Raw genomic sequence first — 25,022 nt, 5'->3', positions numbered from 1 at the left:
CCAATGGCGATTTTCCCAAAGGAAAAAAGAACATCGGTGTTTCGTTATGCAGATAATTATTCAAAAATCGCCATTGGCGATTTTTTATTCGCGCTATTTGCGTCATTCGCGTTTTTTTTTCTACAAAAACGATGCCCACACCATCTCTGACTTGTCAATCTCTGACCAGTGCTCCAGACGATTCATGAGAAGGATGCACTGCTCGGCACAGAAAGCATCAGGGTCAACAGGGTCTGCTGCAAATATTTGTGCGTTGACTGCGTAGGGGGCAAACGCCATGGAGTGGGTGCCGACATGCACAGTGCCGACAACATGACCTGCGGCCCGGGCTGCTGCACAGGCGGCAGGGTCTGTATCTGCAACAGCGGTTGCGGCACTGTGCGACGCAAGGGCATACCGTCGTGCCTCAGGCATTTTGATCTCGCCGCGGGACCATGCACGTGCTGCGGCAACCGCCTCCCAAGGGCGAACATCCTCAGGATAACGTTCGGTAAAAATAGGGAGGACCAGATCAGCGCAGTCAAGCGCCCAGAGAATCAGTGTTTTTCGATCCTGTTGTGCAGTAAGCTCTTTCAGCGGCTGAAGGGCTTTGAAGGTCTGCATCAGGGTTCGTTTTCTCTGTTTCATCACTTATACGGATCAATCTTCTCGATTTCGCGCGGATCCTCTTCTTCGTCATTGATAGCCAGCGGATACTTTCCGGTAAGGCAGCCGGTGCAGAGATGGTTGCAGGGAAGGCCGATGGCTTCGACGAGGCCGTCAAGAGAGATGTGTGCAAGGCTTGTTGCATTGATTGCTGCTCTGACGTCTTCGACATTTTTGCAATGGGAGATCAGCTCCTCTCTTGTCGGGAAGTCGGTTCCAAGATAGCAGGGCGCAATAATTGGCGGGGATGCGACGCGGAGATGAACTTTTTCAGCGCCGAACTCACGGACAAGGGCGATGATGCGGCGCGAGGTTGTGCCTCTGACGATGCTGTCGTCAACCAGCACCACGGATTTTCCGGTGATGTGGCCGCGGACCGGATTGAGTTTCATGCGGACAGCCATCTCGCGTTTTTCCTGCGTCGGCATGATGAAGGTGCGGCCGGTGTACCGGTTTTTGATCAATGCTTCGCGGAACGGCGTGCCGGACGCATCAGCATAACCGGTCGCAGCAGCAATTCCTGAGTCAGGAACCGGTGAGACGAGGTCGGCCTTTGCAGGGGCTTCGCCTGCGAGCAGTGCTCCGGTTTTCTGGCGGACATTGTAGACCGAGACGCCGTCAATGACCGAGTCGGCTCTGGCAAAGTAGATGTACTCAAAGACACAGTGCGCAGGAGATTTTGCCGACATTATCTGTCGCGGGTAAACTTTGTCGGCTTTTAAAAGCAGGCTTTCTCCGGGGACAACGTCACGGAGAAACTCTGCGCCGACTGCGTCAAGGGCAACACTTTCGGATGCGACGATGTGGCCGCCGTCCGGAAGTACGCCGATGCAGAGCGGTTTGATGCCAAGCGGGTCGCGGAATGCGTAGAGAGCACCGTCCAGCATGAAGATGACAGCATACGATCCGCGAATGGTGCGCATGCAGAAACTGATGGCTTCGCCGACGGTGTGGCCGTGAATGATCTCGTTTGCAAGAATTGCGGAGATCACTTCGGTGTCTGATGTGGTGGAAAAGATGTGGCCGCGCCCTTCGTACTCGTATCTGAGTTCGTCGGTGTTGACCAGGTTGCCGTTGTGCACAACCGAGAGGGTGTGGCCGCGGAACATGAAGTTGAACGGCTGGATGTTCTCCGGTTTTGAGCCGCCGGTTGTCGGATACCGGACGTGGCCAAGTCCTGTTTTGCCGGAGAGGCTCTGAAGAATTTCCTGGGAAAATACCTCAAAAACCAGTCCGTATCCTTTGTGTTTGTGGACAGTTCCGTTGTCATAGGTGGAGATGCCACCGCTTTCCTGTCCCCGGTGCTGAAGAGCATACAGCGCCAGATACAAGGAACCCGATACCTCGATGTTTGCGACGATGCCTGCGATACCGCACATGTGGAGAAGTATTGGTGCTGTGGGGATTTAGTTATGTTTCTGATTGAGGTATCGCATTATTATTCATGAGTCGCTCACGAGACGCATGATTCCCTCCTGCATACTGCTCCGCCCACGGAAAAACGGAAAACACGGAAATTTTACAGAAAAAAAACATCACGGAGCAGACGTGAACAGCGCGGAACTCTCATTCAAAATTATTTTTATGTACTCTCGCAAAATAATTTTCAGTTTTTCTGTTGAAAAAAACCAACGAAATTATATTTCCGTGATGTTCACGTCTGCTCCGTGATGTTTTTTCCGTGGAATTTTCCGTGTACTCCGTTTTTCCGTGGGCGGCTCGTGAATTAAGATGAAAAGCCCGATAAAAAAGATCAGACTTGGCTAGCGAAACTCTGATAGAATGCTTTCAGTTCAGCCTTTACCTCAGGGGGGAGCTCGGACTTTTTTATGCCGCGGATCGCTCCTTCAAAAGAATACAACCGGTGAATGCAGGCTGAGTCATCGATAGCGCGAATCTTCAGCCACGCGCCCCTGCTGCCTGCAGCACACAGATCTGCTGCAGTAAAGATGCCGACCGCGTTCAGCTGGTCTTCGACCACTTTGCCGATGTTTGGAAGAAGAGACAGTTCACCCATGGTTTGGCATAATGAATACAGCCGCAACAACCACTGTCGTCCACGCACCATCAGTGCAGGTGGCCGATGCAGCGACATTGCTGGTTTTAATGATCTTGCCGCTCGCAAGATAGATCTGTTCACGTTCCTGCCAGGCAGTTTCCGGATCAAACGGAATATCAAAGATCGTCGCAAGCATCGTCGCCGCGAGGTCCTCGGCGTACTCACCGCACTCGCGTGAGGAGACATCGCGTGCATGATACTCGGAAAGGTACCCGTGCTGCTTGTCATGAATCTGGGGGACAGCAAGTCCGACTGATGCCGCGACTTTTTGTCCCGCAACATTGGTCTGGTCCCGCGCCATCACACAGAACACAATCTCACCCGGGGAGAGATGGGGGAGTCCCTCCTCGCGGCTGATGATATCAGCATCCGGCGGCATGATGGATGAGACCGTCACAAGATTGTACGGCGCGAGCCCGGCGTTCCTGAGAGCCATTTCAAAAGATACCAGTTTGTCCTTGTGGACTCCGGTGCCTTTTGTAAAGAATACCTTTTCGGGAACAGCCATACTTCAATACAAGTTGCTGTCTGATTCAATAATAATTGTGTTTCACCTGCCACACTCATGACCCATGTGGGAGCAAATGACCAAGATAAATATCAGGGAACTCTAACTAGTAAACATCTCAGTCAGTCGTGCCCCTCACGACACAGACTGAACAATACTATTAGGTTGATGCTATGGCGGACTCAGTTGTTGACAGTATTCTTGCCGCGCGGTATTACCGTGCAGGCGAGAAATCCTTTGAGGATGTTTGCAGGCGTGTGGCAGACGCTCTCGGTGAAACTCCGGAAGAGACTAAAGAATATTTCGAGGCAATGATGAACCTCGAGTTTCTTCCAAACTCACCGACACTCATGAACGCGGGCACGCCGCTCGGCCAGCTCTCTGCCTGCTTTACTTTGCCGGTAAACGACTCTCTGCCTGAGATCTTTGATGCCATCCGCTGGGGTGCAATCATTCACCAGTCCGGCGGCGGCACCGGCTACAACTTTTCTCATCTCCGTCCTGAAGGTTCTCCGGTCAGATCGACAGACGGTGTTGCATCAGGTCCCGTCTCATTTATGCGGGTCTTCAATGCGGCGACCGATGTCATCAAGCAGGGCGGACGCAGGCGCGGCGCGAACATGGGCATCCTCAATGTCTGGCACAAAGACATCATGAAGTTCATCAAGAGCAAGGCCACGGAAGGCGACTTCTCGAACTTCAATATCTCGGTGATGGTGAACGATGAGTTCATGAAGGCCGTTGCAGCAGGAGATCTGGACCGCGAGTGGCTGAAGACTGCTGAAGGCGAGACCGTTACGGTCCGTGAGATCTGGGATGGTATTGTGGAAGGAGTCTGGAAGAACGGCGAGCCGGGCATTCTCTTCTATGATACGATAAACTCAAAGAACCCTACTCCGCAGCTTGGCCCGATCGACACGACGAACCCCTGCGGCGAGCAGCCGCTGCTGCCGTTTGAGTCCTGTGTTTTAGGCAGCATCAACCTTGCAATGTTCATCCGTGCGGATGGTGTGAACTACGAAGCTCTGGATAAGATGACACGGATGGCGGTCCGGTTCTTAGACGCGGTCATCACGAAGAATGTGTTCCCGATCGAACAGATCAAAGAGGCGACCAACCGCACGAGAAAGGTTGGCCTTGGTCTGATGGGTGTGCATGATGCGATGCTGATGCTCAGGATTCCCTACGACTCCGAGGCAGGCCGCAACTTCTGTGAGGAGATCATGGCACGCATCAATGATGTGGCGATGGAGGAGTCCGAGCGGCTTGGCAAGGAGCGGGGAACGTTCCCTGCTTACAAGGGTTCGGTCTGGGACAACCAGGGACGCATTATGCGAAACTCTGCCCTCACGACGATTGCGCCGACCGGAACGATCTCGCTTCTTGCCGGATGTTCGTCAGGTATTGAGCCGGTGTTTTCGTATGCGTACACGCGCCGCAACACGGTCAACAAAACGTTCATTATGGTGCATCCCTACTTTGAGTCCGAGCTCCGCCGCGTGATTGCAGGACTCGGTTTCTCCGGTGATGCTGCCGAGGCAAAGCGTGATGAGGTAATTAATCATGTTCATGAGACCGGGTCGGTGCAGGATGTTGCCTGGCTGCCGGAGACGTTCCGTGCGGTGTTCAAGACTGCGCTTGATATCAAGTGGCGCGATCATGTTCTGATGCAGGCGGTGTTCCAGAAGCATGTGCATGCGTCAATTTCAAAGACGATCAATATGCCGTTCTCTGCAACGAAGGAGCAGGTGGCAGATGCTGTTATCTTGGCATGGCAGGAGGGCATTAAGGGTATGACGCTCTACCGGACCGGATCGCGTGAGGATGTGGTGTTGGCTCTTGAGAAGAAGGAGGAGAAGAAGGCTGAGCCGGCAGCGGCAACTCCCGAGCCGCAGATTGTGCAGCAGCTGTTCTCCCGCCCGCGTGAGCTGGATGGAAGGACGTTCCTCGCCCAGTCCGGATGCTGCCGTCTCTATATTACGGTGAACACGCTTGCAGGCAAGCCGATGGAGGTGTTCATCAGGACGGTCGGTGCAGGATGTGAGGCAAGCAGCAATGCTCTTGGAAGAAGTATCAGCACCGGTTTACAGAATGGTGTGCCGTACGAAAAGTTCGTGAAGCAGTTTGCAAAAGTGAACTGTATTTCAGCGGTGCGGAACAGAAGTTCGGAGGGTATCTCCTGTGCTGATGTGGTGGGCAAATGCATTGAGCTTGCGGCAACGAATCAGGCGATTACGACGCTGGACAACTGGGTGGTTCAGACGGTGACGCCTGGTGTGAAGAAGGGAAATCCGTGTCCTGAGTGCGGGGAGCCGCTGGACTTCGGCGAGGGATGCAATATGGGCATCTGTAAGCACTGCGGCTGGAGCGGGTGCAGCTAACCGCCCCGCTTTATTTCTAAAGTGGGGTTGCCGCCCGGTTCCCGGGCGGGCAACCCCACAGAAACAAACCGGCTCGGACGGAAAACCTGCTTCGCAGGTTCGGACACGGTTGATTGGGGTTTGATCAATCTTTTTTATACTTTTTTGGCAGAATGTCTGTTCTGAGATGGATGATATTTTGTATTCTGATTGTTTTGCTGCTTGTTGGGGCGGGGACATCAGTACTGCTCGCACGGAAGTGATGAGACTTTGGTCAATCTTTTTTTATACTATTTTGATCTACATATCAGCATTGGAGTTTACGTGAGATGAAAAAACTGTTTTTGATAGCGACGCTCTGTGTACTGCTGATCTTTTCCGCAGGGGTTGTGGCAGACGAAGAGTACTGGATAGAGGTTGATCCTCTTGAAAATGTGACGGTTGGCGTGCCGGTGACGCTGTCTGGAACGACAAATCTTGAGCCCAGAACACTTTTGAAGATCAATCTGATGCCTCTTGGAAGTAATTATCCAAAAACCATAATCGTACCGGTGCTGCAAGGCCAGAATGGAGTAAATATCTGGAGTGGTTCAGTAGACATGGATTATTATTTTCCCGGAGTCTGCAGGATAACAATCACTGGCCAGTCAGGAAACTCCTCGGTGTCTGTTGACAGAGAAATTGTGGTACCTGATCCATGGATCACCATCGATCCGATTCCATTCGTCACCGAGGGCATGAACGTGACATTTTCAGGGACAACCAATCTCGCCCCGGGCCTCCGGATTCTTGTTGAGGTCATGAACTCGGATGCCACTCTGTGCGGGATGAACAATATTTTTGGACGTTCACTCACAACGAATGTTCTTGAGGGAAATGACGGAACTCAGACATGGAATGCTACGATCGATACCACTGGTTTCCCTTCCAAGGAGTTCACTATCAAGCTGAACGGTATCGAAGTGGATGTAACCAAAACGGAACATTTCATGGTCTATCCGGCGGGTTCCACAACGCTAGTGCCGACAAAAGAGATCACAAAAAAACCGACAGCTGATCCTAACGTGATCACCTGGAAAGGAAAGGAGATTGACCTGAACAAATATTCATCGGCAGAAACTACGCCGACACAGGCCCCGGGCTTCACGTTCATTATGGTACTTCTTGGAGGAACTGCGGCAGTGATGCTCAGACGGAAGTGATGAGAATTTGGTCAGATTTTATGTATACATCTCACGTGAGCATACCACAAAAAGAAACAGGGAATTAGGAATGAAAAAATATTTTTCGCGGCACTGATGTGCGGACTGCTGATCTTTTCCGCAGGGGTTGCGGCAGACGAAGAGTACTGGATAACCATTGATCCGATTCCGGATCAGATGCTCGGCTCAACCTACATAATCAACGGAGAGACAAATTTGCCGATTGGAAGCAGACTGCTCTTTGAACATGTATGGACGAGCGATAAAAAATGTCGCGATAACACGCGATTATATATCCGATCATCCGACGATGGTGTATTTTCAAGAGTATTGGAAGTGCAAAAAAGTACCGGAGATACAAACATCTGGTACACATCCGTCGATACATCACGGTGCGGAAAAGAGAACAACTTTACCACGAGAATCTACTTCCTTGACACGACAGCCTGGAATAAAACAACCTACAATCTGATTATACCATCTTCCAACCAGACACAAACCCCCGGATTCGGCTTAGGCATACTCGTACTTGCATTCACCACAGCTGTCGTCATGAGTTTACTGCGCAAAAAATAAAATAAAAAGATCAGAGACCGGTCTCTTTGAAGAGGCGGAGACACCGTTCCTTGTACTCCGCCTCGGTGATCACACCAGTATCCCGCAGAAGCTTCAGCGAATCAAGGCACGCATCGATCATCTCCTCCTCGATCGCATCCTGCGGCTCAAGCGTAATCGACATAGGAATACTCTTCTTCGTCTCCGTCGCTTGCGGCTGTTTCACTGCAGCAGGTTGCTCCTGCAAAACCGCAGCCGCACGCGGCAACGGCGTTGGAAGCAGAGACTTGACCGGCTCCTTACTCTCCGGCTCCTTTGGGACAGGCAGACTCTCCAACTCCTTTGAAATAACCGCCGCCGCCTCAGCCGCAAGTTTCTCTTTCTTTGAGAGCGGCTTTGTCGCCGACACATACACCTCGGAATCATCCTCATCGGCAGGGACCAGAGGTTCGGTTGCAAGCTTTGCAAGCCGTCCGGCACCCGGGGTCTTGGACTTCGAATGGCTGTCCGGCAGGATCAAAGCATCGCCCCCTTCCTCATTCGCCCACTGATCATCCGTAACCCCTGCACCCTTATCAAGAACAGTCGCATCGTTCACAGGAGAATCAGGATCAAGCCCCCGCTCCTCCGCATCAGCTGCAATCTCAGCAGTCTCCACCATCCGCTGAATGCGGGAGTTCACCGCAACCGAGTTCATCTCCTCAGCAGCAGCCGAGACCGACTCGGCCGGCTCCTCAAACACATCCTCGTCCGCAGCCTCGGGCGGGAAGTGATCGAACAGCTTCTCGGTTGACTCATAACACCCGATGCCCGGCATCTCCTTGTCCTCAAACAGATCCTCGGAAGGAATGGTCGGAACTGAAGACAGCACCGGATCATTTTCCCTCAGCATATACTCGTCGAACAAAATATTCTGGCGATGCAAAAACTTCCACTCGCCGCCAACCTTCTCAAGCATCACCTCGCGAAGCGTGAGCAGCATCCTGCGCATCTCCTCAGCACTGTTTCGAACACCGTTGAAAATATTTTTCTCGCCGTCAATGCGGGTGAGGGTGAGAACGGTGGAGAGACCGCGGGTGAACTTCACATGAACCTGGGCCAGGTCCACATAATTTATCACAAACAGCCGGTAGGTCACCGAGGTCTCGGGATATGCTCCGAGAATGCGCAGGCGGGTGAACAAAATCGGCAGATGATAGTTGTCACTGCTGCGGGCATATAAAACCTCCAACACCTCTTCGGTCGGAGGAATATCATCCAGAACTTCAATCGGGAGATCGTATTCGTAGAGAACGTCGTGTCGCACAGTATCGTCCTAAATACTGGGAGTATATTGGTGCTGTTTCTTAGTTAAACTTAGTAAATGTACACGGCACTCTGGCTTGTGGAAACTATGCAGATACCTGAAGTTCAGGTATTTTTCTTTCTTCGAATTTTTCGGAGAAATGCGTTGCGTCCTTCGCGGTCGCCTGAGATCCACCACGGTGTCCATGCCGGATTCCAGTGCAGTACACACCATGTGGCAATTGAGCAGATGATTGCAGAAAAGATTGCGGCCCCGATAAAAAATCCGAAGATCGATTCTCCTACGAGCGAAACAAATGCAGAGGAGAGCATCACGCAGTACGCGGCGAGATGAGAGCAGATGATGATCAAAATCCAGCCGAGATTGCGTTTCGTTAACGATGCAACCGCAAGATAGCTGACTGCACAGCCGCTGCCGAGAGCAAACAGACAGAGGGGATAGCCAAGCTGCGGGAGAACGGATGCCGGGATCAGAATGCCGGTTCCGATTATGGAGACGATTATTCCGATTACCGCAGGAATCAGAATTCTCTGGACAACTGGGAGACTTTTTGTGAAGTAAACTATGGCAAGGGCGATGACCGCTGCACCGAGGGTGTAGTTGAGTGTATTAACCCAGAGGGAAAAGTATGCGAAAAGAACGGTCAGCGGATCCATGAACTGCTTTAATGTTGGTCGCAGGAGAATATAGCGTTTCAGGGGTGACTTTGTGATCACAACATTCTTGATAGCTCGATGAGTATAGTATCACATTGAACTGTTGGGATACGTAAAGAATCATGCAGAAACTTTTCATCATCATTGGCCTTATTGTCTGCTGCATTGCCGTTGGAGCGGTGTCGGCAGGACCAATTACTGACAACACGCCATTTCTTTCAGGGGAAGAGATGAAAACCGGCTGGAAGTACACGGACACGTACACAAAAGAAGTTCCGGTGAAAAATATTTTCGGGAGTGAGGTAGGAAAAATTATCCTGTCCGGCTACTTCCGCTATAACGGCGTTGATACTCCCGAAGGAGTAATCACCGAACAATATGCAAAGGCTGACTCTCTGAGCAAGGTTCAAAAAACTGTTCGGGTTGTGCCGTACTACAACACATTGGAGACGAAACTAACGCTGCAGGCAGAAGCAACAACTGATATGATCATTCCGCTTCACCGACACTGGTACCTGTGGATAGACTGTACAAAAGACGGGGAGGTGACAAGTGGATATGAGACATTCTGAATATCTCACCGCAGATAGATATCTCCTTGCCGTGCTGGTGATATCAACAATTTTGACACTGCCGTATCTGTTTTTGCTTGGGATACCGTCCCCTGAAACCGCATGGATGTACATGCTTGCGGCATGGATCGGGAACTTTATCGCCGTCAATCTGTTTGTTCTGGTGCTTTGGATTTTTGTGCGGATACTCTCTCATCTGTTCCCCAGAAGGAATGCCGGAGCCTGACGGGAAAAATCTGAGCCACCCACGGAAAAACGAGACGCAGGCCGAAGGCATGCGTCTCGTTTTTCCGTGGGCGGAGCAGAACGTAATGGGCAAAAAAAGAAAAAAATTATTTGAGTTTTACATCATTCCAGGTGGCATGCCGCCCATTCCACCCATGCCTCCGCCCATTGCGGCCATCTCTTCCGGAGACGGACCTGCGGATCTTGCGGATGCAATGACGTCATCGATTCTGAGAATCATGACAGCTGCTTCTGCTGCGGATGCAATTGCCTGGGTCTTCACGCGGAGCGGCTCAACAACGCCTTCCTTCCACATGTCAACCGGCTCGCCCTTGAAGACATCAAGACCGAAGGTCTTCTTGCCCTTCTCGTGAGCTGCACGGAGCTCAACAAGCTTGTCGATCGGGTCAAGACCTGCGTTCTCTGCAAGGGTTCTCGGGATGATCTCAAGTGCGGATGCGAATGCCTCAATTGCGAGCTGGATACGTCCGCCCTGGGTTGCTGCGTACTCACGGAGTCTGAGGGATAACTCAACTTCCGGTGCTCCTCCGCCTGCAACGACCTTCTTGTCCTCAACAACAACACCGACAACGCGGAGTGCGTCCTCAAGTGCACGGCCAAGCTCGTCAACAACGTGCTCGGTTCCGCCTTTGATGATGATGGAGACTGCTTTCGGGTTCTTGCACTTCTCAACGAAGATCATCTCTTCGCCGCCGACCTTGCGTTCCTCAACAAGGCCTGCAATACCAAGCTCGTCACCGCTGATTGCATCAATAGAGGAGATCAGTGCGCCGCCGGTTGCACGGGCGAGTTTCTCCATGTCAGACTTCTTGACACGGCGGGTTGCAAAGATACCTGCCTTTGCAAGGTAGTGCTGTGCAATGTCGTCGATACCCTTCTGACAGAAGAGAACATTTGCGCCGGATGCCTTAATCTTCTCGACGATGCCCTTAATCATGCGCTCTTCCTCATCGAGGAACATCTGGAGCTGGTCCGGGCTCGTGATGCTGATCTCTGCGTCAACTTCAGTCTTCTTGTACTCGACTGCTGCGTTGAGGAGGAGAATCTTTGCATTCTTCACGGTCTTGGGCATACCAGGGTGGACACGCTCTTTGTCGATGATCATGCCTTCGACAATCTCGGAGTCCTCGATTGCACCGCCGACACGCTTCTCGACTTTGACGTTCTCGGTGTCAACAGTTCCGTCTGCGTCTGCGACGAGAGTGATTGCACGAACGATTAAGTCGCAGAGTTTGTCCTTGGATGCCTCGGCATTCTTGCCGGTCATTGCGGTTCCTGCAATCTTGGAAAGAATTTCTTTGTCTTTTGCTTTGACATCGACTGCAATGGTCTTGAGAAGCTCCTGTGCTTTCTCTGCTGCCTGGCGGTAGCCGAGCGTGATAACGGTCGGGTGAACGTCCTGCTCAAGAAGCTCTTCGGATTTCTTCAGAAGTTCGCCTGCGATAACGACTGCGGTGGTGGTTCCATCTCCGACTTCGTCGTCCTGGGTCTTTGCGACCTCGACCATCATCTTTGCTGCCGGGTGCTCAATGTCCATCTCTTTGAGGATGGTTACACCGTCGTTGGTGATAACGACGTCACCAATGGTGTCGACGAGCATCTTGTCCATACCTTTCGGACCAAGAGTGGTTCTTACTGCACCGGCAACTGCCTTTGCTGCAGCAATGTTCATGCTCTGTGCGTCCCGTCCGCGGGTACGGGATCCGCCTTCTTTAAGAATCAGAATAGGCTGTCCGCCAAGTTGTGCTGACATGATTATTTATCTCCAAGTACTCTGCCGTGCAGAGTAATGTATGCAGATTAGGTTGCTTTGTGGTTCTATATAAATTTGATTATATTGCAATTTCATGGAGACAAAAAAAGTGGGACGAATGCCTGAGGGGAATCACATCTGTTTGAGGCGCGCCCAAAATCTCAGATCTGATCATTTGTGCCTGAGGAACATGAGGGATGTGCATCAGGACAGATTTCTCCGCCCGGACTTTTTCTGATATAGCCGGCAGGAATCTGATCAGGGTAGTGAAGCGCAGCCCAGTCACACAAGGTGGAGAGAACCGGCAGAAGAGCGAGCCCTGATTCTGTTAAGCAGTACTCGACCCTTGGAGGGATTTCCTCGTACTGTGTTCTGATGATGAGGCCGTCCTCTTCAAGGCTTTTCAGCTGTAGTGAGAGCATGTGCGCGGTGATGTTGGGGATGGTGTCTTTGATCTTTGAGTACCGGATACTGCCGTAACCGATGATCCAGATGATGCTTGCCTTCCACCGTCCGCCGATGCGGTCAAACGCTGCTTCGACCGGGCAGTGGTACGGATGTTTTCTGGTATTTTTCGTCATGGGGTGGCTTGTGCAATAGGTGTATCCTCATGCCATTTATGTTTTCGTGGAAAAACACAGTATCAGTGATGATACCGAATCTGTTCGCTGATACTTTTTTGTATTTATGGAAAAATCGCAAAAGAAGTATGCATGATATCCGAGATTGATACCGTGGAAATTGTTGCAGGACTGATGACGGTCGCAGCCCGAACCGCACCGAAGTCAATGGGAATTGATTCGATCGTAACAAAAATCGTTCCGGCCAAGGAACTGGAAAGTTTTGCAACAAAGATGGATGAGATCGGGGAACAGACCGGCATGACATTTTTCAATACCAATGCAAATCATCTGAGAGCTGCTGATCTGATGGTTCTGATTGGTGTGAAGGGTTGTCTGCCGCTTGGTGCAAACTGCGGCGGATGCGGTCACTCTACCTGTGCGGAGTTTGGAAAAGAAGTCAGGGCTGCGCAAGCGGACGCAGATTATCCTGGCCCGAACTGTATCTTCAAAGTAACCGATCTCGGCATCGCAGTAGGGTCTGCGGTGAAGTGTGCGGCGTCACACAATGTGGACAACAGAGTCATGTACACCGCAGGAGTTGCGGCGCGAAAACTTCAGGTGATGGATGAGTGCAGCATTGTCTACGGCATCCCTCTCAAAGCGTCGGAAAAAAATATTTTCTTTGCAGATGCTGTGATGCATTGAACAAATATTTTTTTTTCAGTAGGACTTACGCGGTGATGAGTTTCATCGTTTGAAATTTTTCTGTCCTTGACCTCACTTGGAGTAACCACGGAATGCACGGAGTACACAGACCTTCACGGAAAAAAATGAAATCGCATGCCTTTGGTCTGCTCATTGCTTCGCAAAAATGCACGGAGAACGCCTGCGGCGCCGGAATGCACGGAAAAACTAAGAGCATGAGTATATGTGTCTGTTATTGGTTAAAGAGCCAACTTCCTTAGCTCTTCCGTGCATTCCGGCGCCGCAGGCGTTCTCCGTGCATTCAGTGAAGCTCTGTGTACTCCGTGCATTCCGTGGTTATTCCAAGCAAAATAGCATACTGCAAAACCCCACCGCGTAACTCCTATTTCAAAAAATATTTTCCGCAGGTGAGCAGGAAGAAAAATTTTCAGAACTATCCTGACAAAAAAATCTCCTGCGGGTTTTCCCGGCAGGGGATGTGATCCTCTCGGGAAAATGCAGTGAAGTCCAGCAGCAGAGATACTCAAGTATTGGCAGAAGTTCAAGACCTGCCGGCGTCAGATGATACTCGACCCGCAGGGGCATCTCCTCGTACTGTGTTCTGATGATGAGGCCGTCACTCTCAAGACTTTTCAGCTGACGGGACAAAATGTGCGGACTGATCGTCACAAGACTTGCCTTGATATCAGAGTACCGGACCCTGTCGTACGCAATGCATCTGATGATCAGTGATTTCCACTTTCCGCTGATGCAGTCAAATGCGGCTTCGATCGGCCACTCTGGTGATTTATCTCGAACGGTCATTACATACCTGCGGCGTTTTTTCGATATTTAGGAATTAATCCCTCATCTCATATATCTCCTCGGACCCTGACAAATTTCTTTCATGATCACCTCAATGATACCTTGTATCATCAGCATTACTTTTGCTATTTTTTCGTTCAAAAAACAAAAGAACAACCATGGTTTCAGAAACAGAAGTAGTCAAATCTGTCGCAGGTCTCATGGTCGTTGCAGCCAGAACCGCCCCGAAGGCGATGGGGTTTGACTCAATTATTGCAACCGTTGTCTACGGAAATGACATCGCACGGCTTGCCACCGAAATGGAAGAGTACGCTAAGGAAAAGGGTGTAGGATACTTCAGCGACAACGCAAAACAGATCCGAAAGTGTGATGCGATCGTTTTGATCGGCGTGAAAGGCTGGATGGTAGTTGGTGCAAACTGCGGCGGATGCGGTTACCACACCTGCAAGGAGTTTACCAAAGCGGTGCGGAGTCATCCGCCAACCGAGTACTCAGAGTACCCTGGCCCGAACTGTGTCATCAAAGTAACGGATCTGGGTGTTGCGCTCGGCTCGGCAGTGAAATGTGCGAGCCAGAACAATGTGGACAACCGGATTATGTACACCGTCGGCGTTGTTGCACAGCGGCTGCATCTGATGGATGCATGTACCATGGTCTACGGCATTCCGCTCAACTCGTCAGGCAAGAACATCTTTTACCCGACAAAAATATAATCCCGGGGCAGCCCCCTCTGCCCCTACTGTTTATCTGCAACCATCTCCAGAAGATCTGATCCGTCGGAGACATCCTTCAACCGCTCTTCCCCAATCACGAGCGTTTTTCCAATCTTTTTTTCCTTCCGGTAATCAGAGACGACACAGAGCGAGTGCGTACCTGATATCTGGGAAATGTTGCCAACAAGTTCCGCACGGCGGACGGTTTTTTGCGCAGTGCCGTAACAGGTGAGAATGGTCTCATCCTCAAACACCGCAAACGCATGGAACGGGGCACGGCGAAGTTCATGAACGCTGATCCCGATCGACCGCAGCCGGTCGGCAGGCTGCTGATGTGCGTCAGCATCCGTGCTGTGGCCAGCCGGAAGTGAGGCCGGACTCTTGACTTCTGCTGCCGGCGTGTACCGGAAGAGATCGATCGGCATCACAATGTCATCGTTGAACAGCTCTTCAAGCCGCATGGCAACATCAAGCGTTGTGCCCATCCCTCCTTCGTACTTGCTGATGGTGCGGCGGGACACACCGAGGAGATGGGCGAGGTCTCCGAGGGACATCGACTGCTCTTCGCGAAGTTCGCGAAGTTTGTCTGCATCGATGTTGACATAGAGACCGCCGGGCGAGGCATAGACGAGCGGCAGTTCTCCTTCGGCAAGATAATCGTAGAGGGTCGCGGATGATACGGCATTGATGCTGTAGCGAAGATAAATTGCGCCGCGTTCAAGAGGAGCGTCTCGTGCACGCTCACCAATTATCAAAGGAATTGCTCCAAGGTGCCGCGCAATTTTGTCCAGGTCCCAGGCGATGTCTTCGTTGACGCTGTCGATCTGGGACACGACCTTGATAACGAGCAGATGTTCACCGTCTGACGTCATCAGATCGAAACTCCGCGGACGAATCTCGCAGCGTTCCGACACATCATAGCCTGCCATGATCAGGATGCTGACCACGTTCTGAAGCAGCCGGTCGTTGGACATAAAATGGTATAATCGTAATAGTAATGCAGTTCAATAAAATAGTATCGATAGTATGTTCATCGGAATGGATGACACCGACTCCGTAGACGGGATGTGCACTACGTATTTAGGCGCGATGCTCGCTGAAAAACTTCAGCGCGCAGGCTGCATCGTAGCGGAGCTGCGGCTGGTCAGACTGAATCCGAATGTGGTGTGGAAAACACGGGGGAATGCGGCAGTGTGTCTGGAGGTTTTGGATGGAAAACCAGAGGAGGTGTTTGCCGTCGCGTGCGAATTAGTCGAAGAGTTCGCAGAGTTCGACTGCGAGAAGACCAATCCGGGTGTGGTGGTGGTTGAGGAAAAACCTGATCCTGAGTATTATTATCAGGCTCTGCAAAGATTCTGCACCATCGAGGAAACTATTCAGCGGCTGGATGCAATCAAGGCACAATACCGGGGATACAAATGCGGGCGCGGGCTCATCGGTGCTCTTGCGGCGGTGTCGTCGGTTTTGCCGGACGCAACCTACGAGTATCTCGCATACCGGTCGAAGGACCGGTTCGGGACACCGCGAACCATTCAGCCTGAGAGTTTTTTTGTATCAGCCAAAGCAACCGCTCCGCACACCTGGGATACGGTTGATTTCACCGCAGAAACGGTTGTGTGCGTGCCGCATGGAAAGGATCCGGTGCTTTACGGTATCCGCGGCGAGTCGCCCGAATGGGTTGCAGCATCAGCAGAGATGCTTGAAACCGAACAGCCTTCGCTCACAAAAATTTGGAAAACCAATCAGGGAACCGATGCGCATCTGATCGAGTATGCCGGAGCACCGGAAGAGGGATTTTCATACAAAGTATTCGGCACGGTTGCGAGTACGCCGGAGACCGAGCGCGGCGGGCATGTGCAGTTCCTCTTTCAGCCGGAGATCGGCGAACAAAAATTCACGGTGTTTGCGTTTGAGCCGACCAAGGAGTTTCGGCATATGGTGCGAAAACTTCTCCCGGGAGACATCGTCACGCTCTGCGGCAGTTATCAGAACGGTGTTCTGCATCTGGAAAAGTTCTGCCTGCACACGATCGCAGCAGCAGAGCTCCGCACATCACCCAAGTGTCCGGTCTGCGGTGGCCGCATGACCTCTGCCGGCCGCGGTAAAGGATACAAATGCCGCAACTGTTCGGGCCGCGTCCGTGATGCTGTGGAGATGCCGAGGGATATGAGGGAGGGATGGTACGAAGTCCCGCCCGGCGCACGAAGGCATCTCGCAAAACCGGTTGTGCGGATGTAAGATCCCGCCCACGGAAAACACTGAGCACACTGAATTCCACTGAAAAAAATCACGGAGCAGACAAGAATATCACGGTATCCAAAGATGATTTATTATTTGTGCGCGATGTCATGAAAATTTTTTAAAACGAATCCAAATGAATTTTTTTGTGGTATCGTACAATATATTTCCGTGATGTTCTCGTCTGCTCCGTGATTTTTTTCAGTGGAATTCAGTGTGTTCCGTTTTTCCGTGGGTGGCTCATGAGTTCGAATGCACCGCACGCGTCGGAAAAGATAACCCCTTCCGCGTCAAAAATATACTACAACCATGACGCTTGAGGAAAAGATCACATTCTACTCGCGGGAGAATGCCGCAGAGTTCCAGAAATATCTCAAGGAAAAGGACTGCTCTGCCCGCATATCAGTAGAGCACCTCTTCTCCGGAACCCCGTACTTTGAAGGAACCATCGCAGCATTTGCAACACTCATCGACACCATCATCGCCAAAGAAGAGGACAGCGAACTCTCGGAGATCAAAGCTGATCTGCTCAGCCGTGAAAAAACCCTCACCGAATTTTTTGCAGAACACAAAGTCGGCGATGTCTTAACCGACGCAACCCCCTCACAGCTTCTCGCACAGCTGGAGACCATTGAAGCAAACGGCAACGAAGACATTCAGAAGACCGCCACAGAAAAATTCGTCAACTCTTTGATGATTCTTGGAACTCTTGAGGACAACGAACTCTTAAACGTCGCAGGAGAAACACCTGAGTACACACTCACCGGCATCAAAGATCCCAAAGAGATGCGCGTCATGTACGCCTACACCGATCTTGCCGGAATCACCCCCGAAGACCTGGATGGCTCCGGTATTACCAGCCACATACGCACCTCGTCAACAACAGGCTACGTGATCACCACAGGCCCTGAGATCATGCTCACCTCAGGCATTGACGATCTGGGCGACGTCCTCGAACACCTTGACGTCGACGACGACGAGGCAGGACGGTTTGTGGACGCAATATTCTTCAAACAGGCATTAATCGCAAAAATTCACGAACTTATCGTGGGCGGCATTACAACCGAAGACGCACTTCTCAAAGCGTTTGATGCACCAGCCTTCCCTCTCGGCGACACAACCGATGTGATCTCGTTTGACCTCACCGCCGACTACCTCTCAGGCGTCCTCAACGATCTCCGTAAACAGGGATTCATCAAGGGCAGAGACGGCAAGATTAAAAGTTGTTAACGCAAATAGTATAGCTAGGTGGGGGATGTGGAGTACAAAGCAGTGTGGATACTGCTGCCCTCACCACACCCATAACTGTTTTCCGGCTTTGTAACTGAATTTGTTTGTTGATATCAGCGCGCTCCGTTTTTCCTGCGAAGCAGTAAGCATGCCGAAGCGACTCCTGAATGGAGGAGTTAAACACGACGGAGCGGCGTGTGGAAGGTATGCGAATCGTGGGCGGTTCGTCAAGTTTTCCAATATCTTATTGCTCAGTCTCGCCAAATGGTATATTACTCGCTTTAGGCAGGTACACAATACAATGCATATGCACAAACACTGTAATGATCCGGTAAAACAGTTCATCCCCCGCGCAGGCATGACGGTGAACGAACTTGTTTCCGAGATGGGGGGTGCGGGAGCTTACAACGGCGGCAGCCTCTTCCACGCGGTCGATGTCTATGAGAAAATGCTCACCGACCCGGATATGACGAAGTTTTTCGGGCTGTCGGGGGCAATGGTTCCGGCAGGAATGGGCGGCATCGTCTCAACTTTGATCGAAAAGGGGCACATCGACATTCTCACCTCAACAGGTGCAAACCTCACGCATGATTTAATCGAGGCAATCGGCTGCCACCATTATCACGGAAAGGTTGAGTGCGATGATCTTGAGCTGAGAAAAGAGGAGATCAACCGCATCTATGACATTTTCCTCCCGAACGAAGCCTATGAGGAGCTGGAGGATTTCATTCAGGATGTCTACACCGGTCTCCCGGAACAGCCGATCACGATCAGTAAACTTCTGCGGGTGATAGGCGAGCAGCTGGATACAGGAATTCTTGCGACCGCAGCAAAGCATGATATTCCGGTCTACTGCCCGGCATTCCAGGACTCAGTCTTAGGACTCCAATACTGGATGTTTTCCCAGTTCCACAAGAAAACAATTCTGGATGCGATCGGCGACATGCATGATCTGCTCAATACGGCATTCAATGTGAAGAAGGCAGGAGCTGTTCTTGTGGGCGGCGGTGTTCCCAAGAACTTCACATTGCAGACGATGCTGATGACGGAAAATGCGTTCACGTATGTTGTTCAGCTGACCGGCGACCGACCCGATCTCGGCGGACTGTCCGGGGCAACGCTGGATGAGGCAAAGTCCTGGGGAAAAATCGGCGAGGGCGGTGTCGGCGTTACGGTGTACGGCGATGCAACGATCACGCTGCCGATTCTTGCAACGGCAACGCTTGAACGGCTGGAGAGAAAGTAAATGGCGGATCTTCTTCTCGCACTGGATGTGAAGGGAAAGGCCGAGGCGGTCCGTGTGGCAACTGCGTGCACGGGTGAGCTTGATGCGATCAAGATCGGGTATCCGCTGGTGCTTTCAACCGGCCTTGAGATTGTGAAGGATCTCGCAAAGTCAGAGATCCCGATCATCGCAGACTTCAAGGTCGCTGATATTCCAAACACCAACTCCCTCATCTGTGAGGAGGTGTTTGGTGCAGGATGTGCGGGCATCATTACGCATGCGTTCTGCGGGTCAGACTCGCTTGCGGCATGTGTGGACGCGTCACATGATCACGGCGGTGTCTGTTTTGTGGTCTGCGAGATGAGTCATCCGGGAGCTCTTGATTTCCTCTCGGGAGAGAATGCAGAAAGGATGGCACGGATGGCAAAGGCTGCGGGAGCTGACGGCATCATTGCTCCGGCGACGCGACCTGAGCGGACGGCAACTCTTCGTACCATCATCGGCTCTTCGATGAAAATTTATTCGCCAGGTGTTGGTGCGCAGGGAGCACAACCCGAAGACGTGAAAAAATATGTGGACGGCATCATCGTTGGTCGTGCGATCTATGAGGCTGCCGACCCGAAGGCTGCGGCACACGAGTTCCGTGTGCGGGCAAGATAAAAAAATATTTTTTTTTGAAACGCGAATAGCGCGAGTCACATGCCTTCGGCCTGCTCACCGCTTCGCACGCCGTTCCGTCGTGCTCACTGCTACGCAGCTTCGCGGAATAGCGCGAATAAAAAAAATCGCCAATGGCGATTTTTGAGAAATTACTAAAATAATTTATTTTAGATAGATTTACACGCCAAGAAAAACACAAGAAATTTTTTTATTATTCGTGCTATTCGCGTTTCAAGATCTCATCCTGTATCGAAATAGTTTATTTCCGCGGGAAGTATGAGAGCAAATCCCATGCAAGGGACTCGGCCTTCTTTTCATTCGTCATCATCGTATCAAGCCGGTGAGCTCCCGGGACCTCGATCTCGGTGTCGCGGGTGTCCTGAATAAACATGCTGACGCAGTCCTTGTACACCTGCCATGTACCGTACGAGGTCGGCTCATGCCCCCATGCCCGCATAAGGGCAGCGGCCGGACCGCTGAACGGACGATTCCCAATAAACGGACTTACAGCAATCGTGAACTTTTTTGCAAGAGCTTCACGCACTCCCGTACACTCAAGAATCGGGCCGATGCTGGTAACCGGATTGGACGGGCCGATGATGACGCCGTCACTGTTTTCAATTGCTGCGATAACTTCTGGAGTTGCCGCAAGTGGAGCATCGTTCGCAGTTTTTCGGACGATTCCGGTGATCGGCACATTCCCGCGCCTGCCCACCCAGTACTCCTGATAATGCATGAGGCTGCCGTCTTCGGTTTTGACGTAGGTTGTCACCTCCTGATCAGACATCGGCAGAATTGTTGCCTGCACTCCGTAAGCTCTGGCAATTTTTTCCGTCGTCGCAGTAAGCGTCATGCCCTGCCTGAGAAACTCGGCACGGCAGATATTGGTCGCACGGTCCTTGTCGCCGAGCGGGAGGGGTTCAACATAACCGAGTTTTTCCATCGCATGAAACGTCTCAAACGAATCCCCTCTGATGCCCCACCAGGAATCAGTATTCAGAAGACCGGAAAAAAGATACTGCACGGTATCAATGTCAGGCGAAACATAAAGCCCCGACATCCACATATCCTCGGCCGTGTTGACCACGACCGTGATCTCGTTGTCACGCAGAATCTGACGGAGTCCGCGGATGAGTTTCGGTGTGCCGGTTCCGCCGGACAGTACCGTAATCATGATACTAAATAGAAAGGTGTTGTGCCGTAATCAAGATAGCGAATTCTTGGTAGATCGGCAATAAGTGTTGCCTATTTAGACCCTGCCGCCCACGGAAAAACGGAACACACAGAAAAAAACATCACGGAGCAGACGTGAACATCACAGAAATATTGTTTCAAATGTGAGTTCCGTGATGTTCACGTCTGCTCCGTGATGTTTTTTTTTCTGTGAAATTTCCGTGTACTCCGTTTTTCCGTGGGCGACTCATGATTAAAAATGCAACACCGATCTGTTTTCAAAAAAATAGAAGTGAGGCAAATGCCGATCAGTTATCCTTTGCCGGATACACTCTGCGGCACGCACACTGAGGCTCGCCCGGAATTGCAAGCGGATACTTACCACAGGCACAGGCCATGCAGAGATCAACGCCCGGGATACCGACAGAGTCCACAAGATCCTCTTCAGAAACATACTCAAGCGTTGTTGCATGAATCATTTTTCGGATCTCTTCAACACTTCTCCCGTTCGCGATCAGCTCCTCGCGGGTCGGCAGGTCCACACCAAAGTAGCAGGGCGCAATAATCGGAGTGGAACCAATACGCATGTGAACCTCGGCCGCACCGAAATCACGGACCATCTCAACAATCCTGAGCGATGTTGTGCCGCGGACAATACTGTCATCCACCAAAACAACCGACTTGTTCTCAACATGCCGACGGACCGGATTGAGTTTCATCCGCACAGCATTCTCCCGAAGACTCTGGGCCGGCATGATAAACGTTCGTCCGACATACCGGTTCTTCAAAAGACCTTCCATGTATGGAATGGCGGACATATCAGCAAATCCTGTTGCAAACGCCGTGCCCGAGTCCGGCACCGGCGAGACAAGATCAGCCTGCACCGGATTCTTCGCAAGTTTTTCACCGATTTTTCTGCGGGCATCATACACCAGAACACCATCAATAACCGAGTCGGGCCGTGCGGTGTAGACATACTCAAACACACAGAACGCACGATGATCAGCCTCAAGCACCTGACGGCCGCTGACACTGTCTCCGGTAATAGTGACAAGTTCTCCCGGCACAACATCGCGGATGAGCATGCCCGAAAGCGTATCGATTGCCACACTTTCCGAAGCAACAATGTAACCGGTAGCGAGTTTTCCAAGACACAGCGGCTTTGTTCCGAGAGGATCGCGGAACGCATACAAAACACCATCGAGAATTGCAACACCCGCGTAGGCTCCTTTCAGCCGCCGCATTGCATTGACAAACGAGTTCTCTGCATTCTCTCCTGAAATGAGCTCATGAGCAATCATCGCCGCAATCAGCTCAGCATTTGTGGTCGTCGAAAAGATGTGTCCCTTCCCCTCATACTCAGTCCGAAGAGCCTCGCGATTGTCCTGCACCAGTGCAGCGCTTACCGTAATCGACAGCACATGACCCTGAAAAGAAAATTTCAGCGGCTGGATATTTTCCGGTCTGCCGCGATGAGCCTTCTGTGTGTACAAAACCTGACCAATTCCAACATTGCCCGGGAGTTTTGCCAGAACTGACTCGTTAAACACTTCGGAAAGTTGTCCGGGACCCTTGTACAAAGACAAGTCTCTCCCGTCAAAAGTAGATATGCCTGCTGCCTCCTGACCTCGGTGCTGGAGGGCATGCAGAGCATAATATAGGGGGTAGGCGACACCGCGTGAATCGACGATGCCGGCAATACCACTCATACAACAACCTTTTTAGTTATCTGCTGCTTTTTTCGTCCAGCTGTACCCGCGGATCTTAGCGCTCTTGCCAAATCCGCATGAGGAACAAACACCGTGCCGTGCGTGGAAGGACTGTTTTCCGCAGCGGCGGCAGATGATGTGGGAGTGCTTGTTCCGCAGACCCATTGATGGCGTGCCTTTTGTCATTGTTGTAATTCACCTCAAGTTTATTCTACAGACGGAGAGATGTAGATAACATTGTCGCCGCGAACGATAAGCGTTCCAAGCTGCAGTGTTCCTTTCTCTCCTTCTTCCTCAGCCTTGTCAAGAACCAGGTTCATGTGAACGTCGTAGCCCTGGAGAACCCCGCGGATCTCCCTCCCGCCCTTCAGTGAAATGATCACCGGCTGGCGGTTAAGGACCTGATCTAAAATTTCAAGCGGTCTCTTTGTCATAAGGATACCTCGTTTGTCTCATCAGGTAGAGTTTCGCTCGGGAAGAGCGAAACATCTCACGAGTCCTACGGACTCATGGAAGAGTGCTTAATGTATTCGTTTCAGTCCCACATAAAGATAGCGCAGAGCAGGGTTATGGCATCGTTTATCCTGAACCGCAATACTATGAGAAACTGAAGCATTATAATTTCCCATGACAAAACGGATATAGAACAAATGGTAGAACTCACGATCAAAAAACGTCACGCAATAAAAAAGAGTCAGCTCGCATCACTCATGAAAAAACTCGGTGAAAGCATCGGCGAAGACGCCGCGCTTTACAACGCCCAGATGATTGAGATTGCCGAAACCGCTTCCAAGTTCAACATCTATATCATCGACAAAAAACCTCTTGTCATGGAACAGGAAGAGTGGGCGTTTCCGACACTTCGCGGTGCAGTCCTCAGACCCTTTTCCGGCAGGCGTATCTCGGTTGATATGGGCGCGGTCCCATACATGATCAACGGCGCTGATGTCATGCGGCCCGGCATTGTTTCGGTCACTGACGACGTCCGTGCCGGACTTCCGGCACTCGTCGTGGATGAAAGCCACGGCAAGCCTCTTGCAGTCGTCATTCCACTCTACGATGCTGCAGGAATCATTGCGCTGGAGAAGGGAAAGGCCGCAAAGAATCTGCATTACATCGGTGATGAACTCTGGAACCTTGAACTCTGAGCCTCTGGCATACAAAGCATTAAATAAACAACAAATAAACTATTTTTCATATGGGATTTCTTGACGGAGTTTTCGGATCAAAGAAGGATACCCCTTCCGAAGATGACTACATGAAGCTGGACCTCGCCTCCTACGAAGGAGTCGCAGGCGCGGAAGAGCCGGCAGTCATGTACGTAAAAGTTGCAAGCATCGCTGACATCAAAGACTGTCCGCGTGTCAAGGACGAGGTCTACAATAACAATATTGTCATCGTTGACATTACCAAACTCAAACTCGACAAGATCATGTTCGACCGCGTGATGGGTGATCTCCGTGCGGTCTCAAAGGATGTGAACGGCGACATCATTGGTCTTGGCGACCAGCGCTATGTCATCATTACGCCGACCGGCGTTCGCATCTCCCGCGAGAAGATCGGAGGCATGTAAACTCCGATGCGTCAGGTTGTTCCAGGCCCCTGCCCAGACTGCGGCAAGGATATCGAATACATTTACGATACGGAAAACATTCCCTATTTTTCCGATATTCTTCTGCTGAGCGGCGTCTGTCCGGACTGCGGTTTCCGCGTTACTGACACGATGGTGCTCAATGACCGCGAGCCGTGCCGCTGGGAGATGAAGGTGGAAACACCCGATGATCTGAATGCACGCGTCGTCCGCAGCATGCAGGGGGAGATCGATATCCCTGAGTTCGGCATAAACATTCATCCGGGTCCTGCATGCAGCGGTTTTGTCTCCAACGTCGAAGGTATTCTCCTTCGTGCTGAGGATGCCGTGCGTCGTGCGCTCACCTCCTGCGAGGGAGAAGAGATCCAAACCGCACTCGAACTGCTGGAACAGATTGAGCTGGCAAGAAAGTCAGAGATTCCTGTGACGGTGATCATTACTGATCCGTCCGGAAACTCCGGCATTGTCTCATCAAAGGCCGTACGAACAAAGCTTGACGTGGAGGCCGAGCCGGACGGATGTACGATTCATCCGCTGGCATAAACTCTT

Annotated in this window: 28 protein-coding genes; 14 read left to right on the top strand and 14 right to left on the bottom strand. The window is 51.5% G+C overall.

Translation table 11 applies throughout. From position 1 onward, the window contains the following. Window positions 1–120 precede the first annotated feature (120 nt). The 4 genes from McpAg1_RS00530 to McpAg1_RS00515 all read right to left on the bottom strand — a co-directional run bounded on the left by McpAg1_RS00530 (window position 121) and on the right by McpAg1_RS00515 (window position 3,212). Entirely contained in the window at window positions 121–627 is a 507-nt protein-coding gene (locus McpAg1_RS00530; RefSeq protein ID WP_338093325.1) for a putative immunity protein, read from the bottom strand. Next, a complete protein-coding gene (gene purF, locus McpAg1_RS00525) occupies window positions 627–2,024 on the bottom strand; it encodes an amidophosphoribosyltransferase (protein WP_338093324.1) in 1,398 nt (465 codons plus the stop codon). Before purF (McpAg1_RS00525) ends, McpAg1_RS00530 begins: the two co-directional genes overlap by 1 nt. Window positions 2,025–2,398: 374 nt before the next feature. Then, on the bottom strand, window positions 2,399–2,662 hold the full coding sequence (locus tag McpAg1_RS00520) for a TfoX/Sxy family protein (RefSeq protein ID WP_338093323.1): 264 nt from the start codon (window positions 2,660–2,662) through the stop codon (window positions 2,399–2,401). Next, window positions 2,655–3,212, bottom strand: coding sequence for a pyruvoyl-dependent arginine decarboxylase (locus McpAg1_RS00515; protein ID WP_338093322.1), 558 nt, complete (start codon window positions 3,210–3,212; stop codon window positions 2,655–2,657). The genes McpAg1_RS00520 and McpAg1_RS00515 overlap by 8 nt, the downstream gene beginning before the upstream one ends. 173 nt (window positions 3,213–3,385) lie before the next feature. On the opposite strand from McpAg1_RS00515, the gene McpAg1_RS00510 reads away from it, so the two are divergent. The 3 genes from McpAg1_RS00510 (at window position 3,386) to McpAg1_RS00500 (ending at window position 7,350) form a co-directional block, all read left to right on the top strand. Continuing rightward, on the top strand, window positions 3,386–5,593 hold the full coding sequence (locus McpAg1_RS00510) for an adenosylcobalamin-dependent ribonucleoside-diphosphate reductase (RefSeq protein ID WP_338093321.1): 2,208 nt from the start codon (window positions 3,386–3,388) through the stop codon (window positions 5,591–5,593). A 308-nt stretch (window positions 5,594–5,901) separates the two neighbouring features. After that, entirely contained in the window at window positions 5,902–6,774 is an 873-nt protein-coding gene (locus McpAg1_RS00505) for a hypothetical protein (protein WP_338093320.1), read from the top strand. A gap of 96 nt (window positions 6,775–6,870) precedes the next feature. Then, window positions 6,871–7,350: a hypothetical protein gene (locus tag McpAg1_RS00500; RefSeq protein ID WP_338093319.1), complete on the top strand. Its 480-nt coding sequence runs from the start codon at window positions 6,871–6,873 to the stop codon at window positions 7,348–7,350. 10 nt (window positions 7,351–7,360) lie between these two features. On the opposite strand, the gene McpAg1_RS00495 is transcribed toward McpAg1_RS00500, so the two are convergent. Together McpAg1_RS00495 and McpAg1_RS00490 are read right to left on the bottom strand one after the other, a co-directional pair. Beyond that, window positions 7,361–8,635 (bottom strand): hypothetical protein, encoded by a 1,275-nt coding sequence (locus McpAg1_RS00495; protein WP_338093318.1) that lies wholly within the window; start codon window positions 8,633–8,635, stop codon window positions 7,361–7,363. Window positions 8,636–8,739: 104 nt separating this feature from the next. Further along, window positions 8,740–9,291, bottom strand: coding sequence for a hypothetical protein (locus McpAg1_RS00490; RefSeq protein WP_338093317.1), 552 nt, complete (start codon window positions 9,289–9,291; stop codon window positions 8,740–8,742). A gap of 122 nt (window positions 9,292–9,413) precedes the next feature. On the opposite strand from McpAg1_RS00490, the gene McpAg1_RS00485 reads away from it, so the two are divergent. Both McpAg1_RS00485 and McpAg1_RS00480 read left to right on the top strand, forming a co-directional pair. Beyond that, the gene (locus tag McpAg1_RS00485; protein WP_338093316.1) at window positions 9,414–9,863 is read left to right on the top strand and encodes a hypothetical protein; all 450 of its coding nucleotides are present in this window, start codon (window positions 9,414–9,416) and stop codon (window positions 9,861–9,863) included. Then, window positions 9,850–10,089, top strand: coding sequence for a DUF3413 domain-containing protein (locus McpAg1_RS00480; RefSeq protein WP_338093315.1), 240 nt, complete (start codon window positions 9,850–9,852; stop codon window positions 10,087–10,089). The genes McpAg1_RS00485 and McpAg1_RS00480 overlap by 14 nt, the downstream gene beginning before the upstream one ends. A gap of 117 nt (window positions 10,090–10,206) precedes the next feature. Here the strand turns inward: McpAg1_RS00480 and thsA are convergent, their stop codons facing one another. Further along, on the bottom strand, window positions 10,207–11,862 hold the full coding sequence (gene thsA, locus McpAg1_RS00475) for a thermosome subunit alpha (protein ID WP_338093314.1): 1,656 nt from the start codon (window positions 11,860–11,862) through the stop codon (window positions 10,207–10,209). A 161-nt stretch (window positions 11,863–12,023) separates the two neighbouring features. Then, entirely contained in the window at window positions 12,024–12,443 is a 420-nt protein-coding gene (locus McpAg1_RS00470) for a winged helix-turn-helix transcriptional regulator (RefSeq protein WP_338093313.1), read from the bottom strand. A gap of 132 nt (window positions 12,444–12,575) precedes the next feature. Here McpAg1_RS00470 and McpAg1_RS00465 point away from each other — a divergent pair, with 132 nt between their 5' ends. After that, window positions 12,576–13,130: a ferredoxin domain-containing protein gene (locus McpAg1_RS00465; RefSeq protein WP_338093312.1), complete on the top strand. Its 555-nt coding sequence runs from the start codon at window positions 12,576–12,578 to the stop codon at window positions 13,128–13,130. A 387-nt stretch (window positions 13,131–13,517) separates the two neighbouring features. Here the strand turns inward: McpAg1_RS00465 and McpAg1_RS00460 are convergent, their stop codons facing one another. Next, window positions 13,518–13,934 (bottom strand): winged helix-turn-helix transcriptional regulator, encoded by a 417-nt coding sequence (locus McpAg1_RS00460; RefSeq protein WP_338093311.1) that lies wholly within the window; start codon window positions 13,932–13,934, stop codon window positions 13,518–13,520. A gap of 158 nt (window positions 13,935–14,092) precedes the next feature. On the opposite strand from McpAg1_RS00460, the gene McpAg1_RS00455 reads away from it, so the two are divergent. After that, on the top strand, window positions 14,093–14,647 hold the full coding sequence (locus McpAg1_RS00455; RefSeq protein WP_338093310.1) for a ferredoxin domain-containing protein: 555 nt from the start codon (window positions 14,093–14,095) through the stop codon (window positions 14,645–14,647). A 23-nt stretch (window positions 14,648–14,670) separates the two neighbouring features. Here McpAg1_RS00455 and McpAg1_RS00450 read toward each other — a convergent pair whose 3' ends face one another. Beyond that, window positions 14,671–15,621: a transcriptional regulator gene (locus McpAg1_RS00450; protein ID WP_338093309.1), complete on the bottom strand. Its 951-nt coding sequence runs from the start codon at window positions 15,619–15,621 to the stop codon at window positions 14,671–14,673. A gap of 52 nt (window positions 15,622–15,673) precedes the next feature. Here McpAg1_RS00450 and McpAg1_RS00445 point away from each other — a divergent pair, with 52 nt between their 5' ends. The 4 genes from McpAg1_RS00445 (at window position 15,674) to pyrF (ending at window position 20,000) form a co-directional block, all read left to right on the top strand. Continuing rightward, window positions 15,674–16,885: a TiaS agmantine-binding domain-containing protein gene (locus McpAg1_RS00445; protein WP_338093308.1), complete on the top strand. Its 1,212-nt coding sequence runs from the start codon at window positions 15,674–15,676 to the stop codon at window positions 16,883–16,885. Between the two features lie 309 nt (window positions 16,886–17,194). Next, a complete protein-coding gene (locus McpAg1_RS00440; RefSeq protein ID WP_338093307.1) occupies window positions 17,195–18,115 on the top strand; it encodes a hypothetical protein in 921 nt (306 codons plus the stop codon). A 307-nt stretch (window positions 18,116–18,422) separates the two neighbouring features. Continuing rightward, entirely contained in the window at window positions 18,423–19,361 is a 939-nt protein-coding gene (locus McpAg1_RS00435) for a deoxyhypusine synthase (protein ID WP_338093559.1), read from the top strand. Next, window positions 19,362–20,000 (top strand): orotidine-5'-phosphate decarboxylase, encoded by a 639-nt coding sequence (pyrF, locus tag McpAg1_RS00430; RefSeq protein ID WP_338093306.1) that lies wholly within the window; start codon window positions 19,362–19,364, stop codon window positions 19,998–20,000. A 259-nt stretch (window positions 20,001–20,259) separates the two neighbouring features. Here pyrF and cofD read toward each other — a convergent pair whose 3' ends face one another. The 4 genes from cofD to McpAg1_RS00410 all read right to left on the bottom strand — a co-directional run bounded on the left by cofD (window position 20,260) and on the right by McpAg1_RS00410 (window position 23,316). Then, window positions 20,260–21,174, bottom strand: a complete 915-nt coding sequence (cofD, locus tag McpAg1_RS00425) for a 2-phospho-L-lactate transferase (RefSeq protein ID WP_338093305.1) — start codon at window positions 21,172–21,174, stop codon at window positions 20,260–20,262. Window positions 21,175–21,481: 307 nt separating this feature from the next. Beyond that, the gene (gene purF, locus McpAg1_RS00420) at window positions 21,482–22,882 is read right to left on the bottom strand and encodes an amidophosphoribosyltransferase (protein WP_338093304.1); all 1,401 of its coding nucleotides are present in this window, start codon (window positions 22,880–22,882) and stop codon (window positions 21,482–21,484) included. A gap of 12 nt (window positions 22,883–22,894) precedes the next feature. Then, window positions 22,895–23,068 carry a 50S ribosomal protein L37e gene (locus McpAg1_RS00415; RefSeq protein WP_338093303.1) on the bottom strand — a complete coding sequence of 58 codons (174 nt, stop codon included), beginning with the start codon at window positions 23,066–23,068 and terminating at the stop codon, window positions 22,895–22,897. Window positions 23,069–23,088: 20 nt separating this feature from the next. Beyond that, window positions 23,089–23,316: an LSM domain-containing protein gene (locus McpAg1_RS00410; RefSeq protein WP_338093302.1), complete on the bottom strand. Its 228-nt coding sequence runs from the start codon at window positions 23,314–23,316 to the stop codon at window positions 23,089–23,091. A 216-nt stretch (window positions 23,317–23,532) separates the two neighbouring features. On the opposite strand from McpAg1_RS00410, the gene McpAg1_RS00405 reads away from it, so the two are divergent. From McpAg1_RS00405 to McpAg1_RS00395, 3 genes are read left to right on the top strand one after another with little or no spacing between them, the layout of a single operon-like run. Then, window positions 23,533–24,030 (top strand): RNA-binding protein, encoded by a 498-nt coding sequence (locus tag McpAg1_RS00405; RefSeq protein WP_338093301.1) that lies wholly within the window; start codon window positions 23,533–23,535, stop codon window positions 24,028–24,030. Window positions 24,031–24,080: 50 nt separating this feature from the next. Beyond that, window positions 24,081–24,455, top strand: coding sequence for a cell division protein SepF (locus McpAg1_RS00400; RefSeq protein WP_338093300.1), 375 nt, complete (start codon window positions 24,081–24,083; stop codon window positions 24,453–24,455). A gap of 6 nt (window positions 24,456–24,461) precedes the next feature. After that, window positions 24,462–25,016, top strand: coding sequence for a ZPR1 zinc finger domain-containing protein (locus McpAg1_RS00395; RefSeq protein WP_338093299.1), 555 nt, complete (start codon window positions 24,462–24,464; stop codon window positions 25,014–25,016). Window positions 25,017–25,022 lie beyond the last annotated feature (6 nt).

Source organism: Methanorbis furvi (assembly GCF_032714615.1).
In the GTDB taxonomy this organism is placed as follows: Archaea; Halobacteriota; Methanomicrobia; order Methanomicrobiales; family Methanocorpusculaceae; genus Methanocorpusculum; species Methanocorpusculum furvi.
Note: the sequence above shows the minus strand (reverse complement) of the source record. Positions and strands in the feature narration are given on the sequence as shown.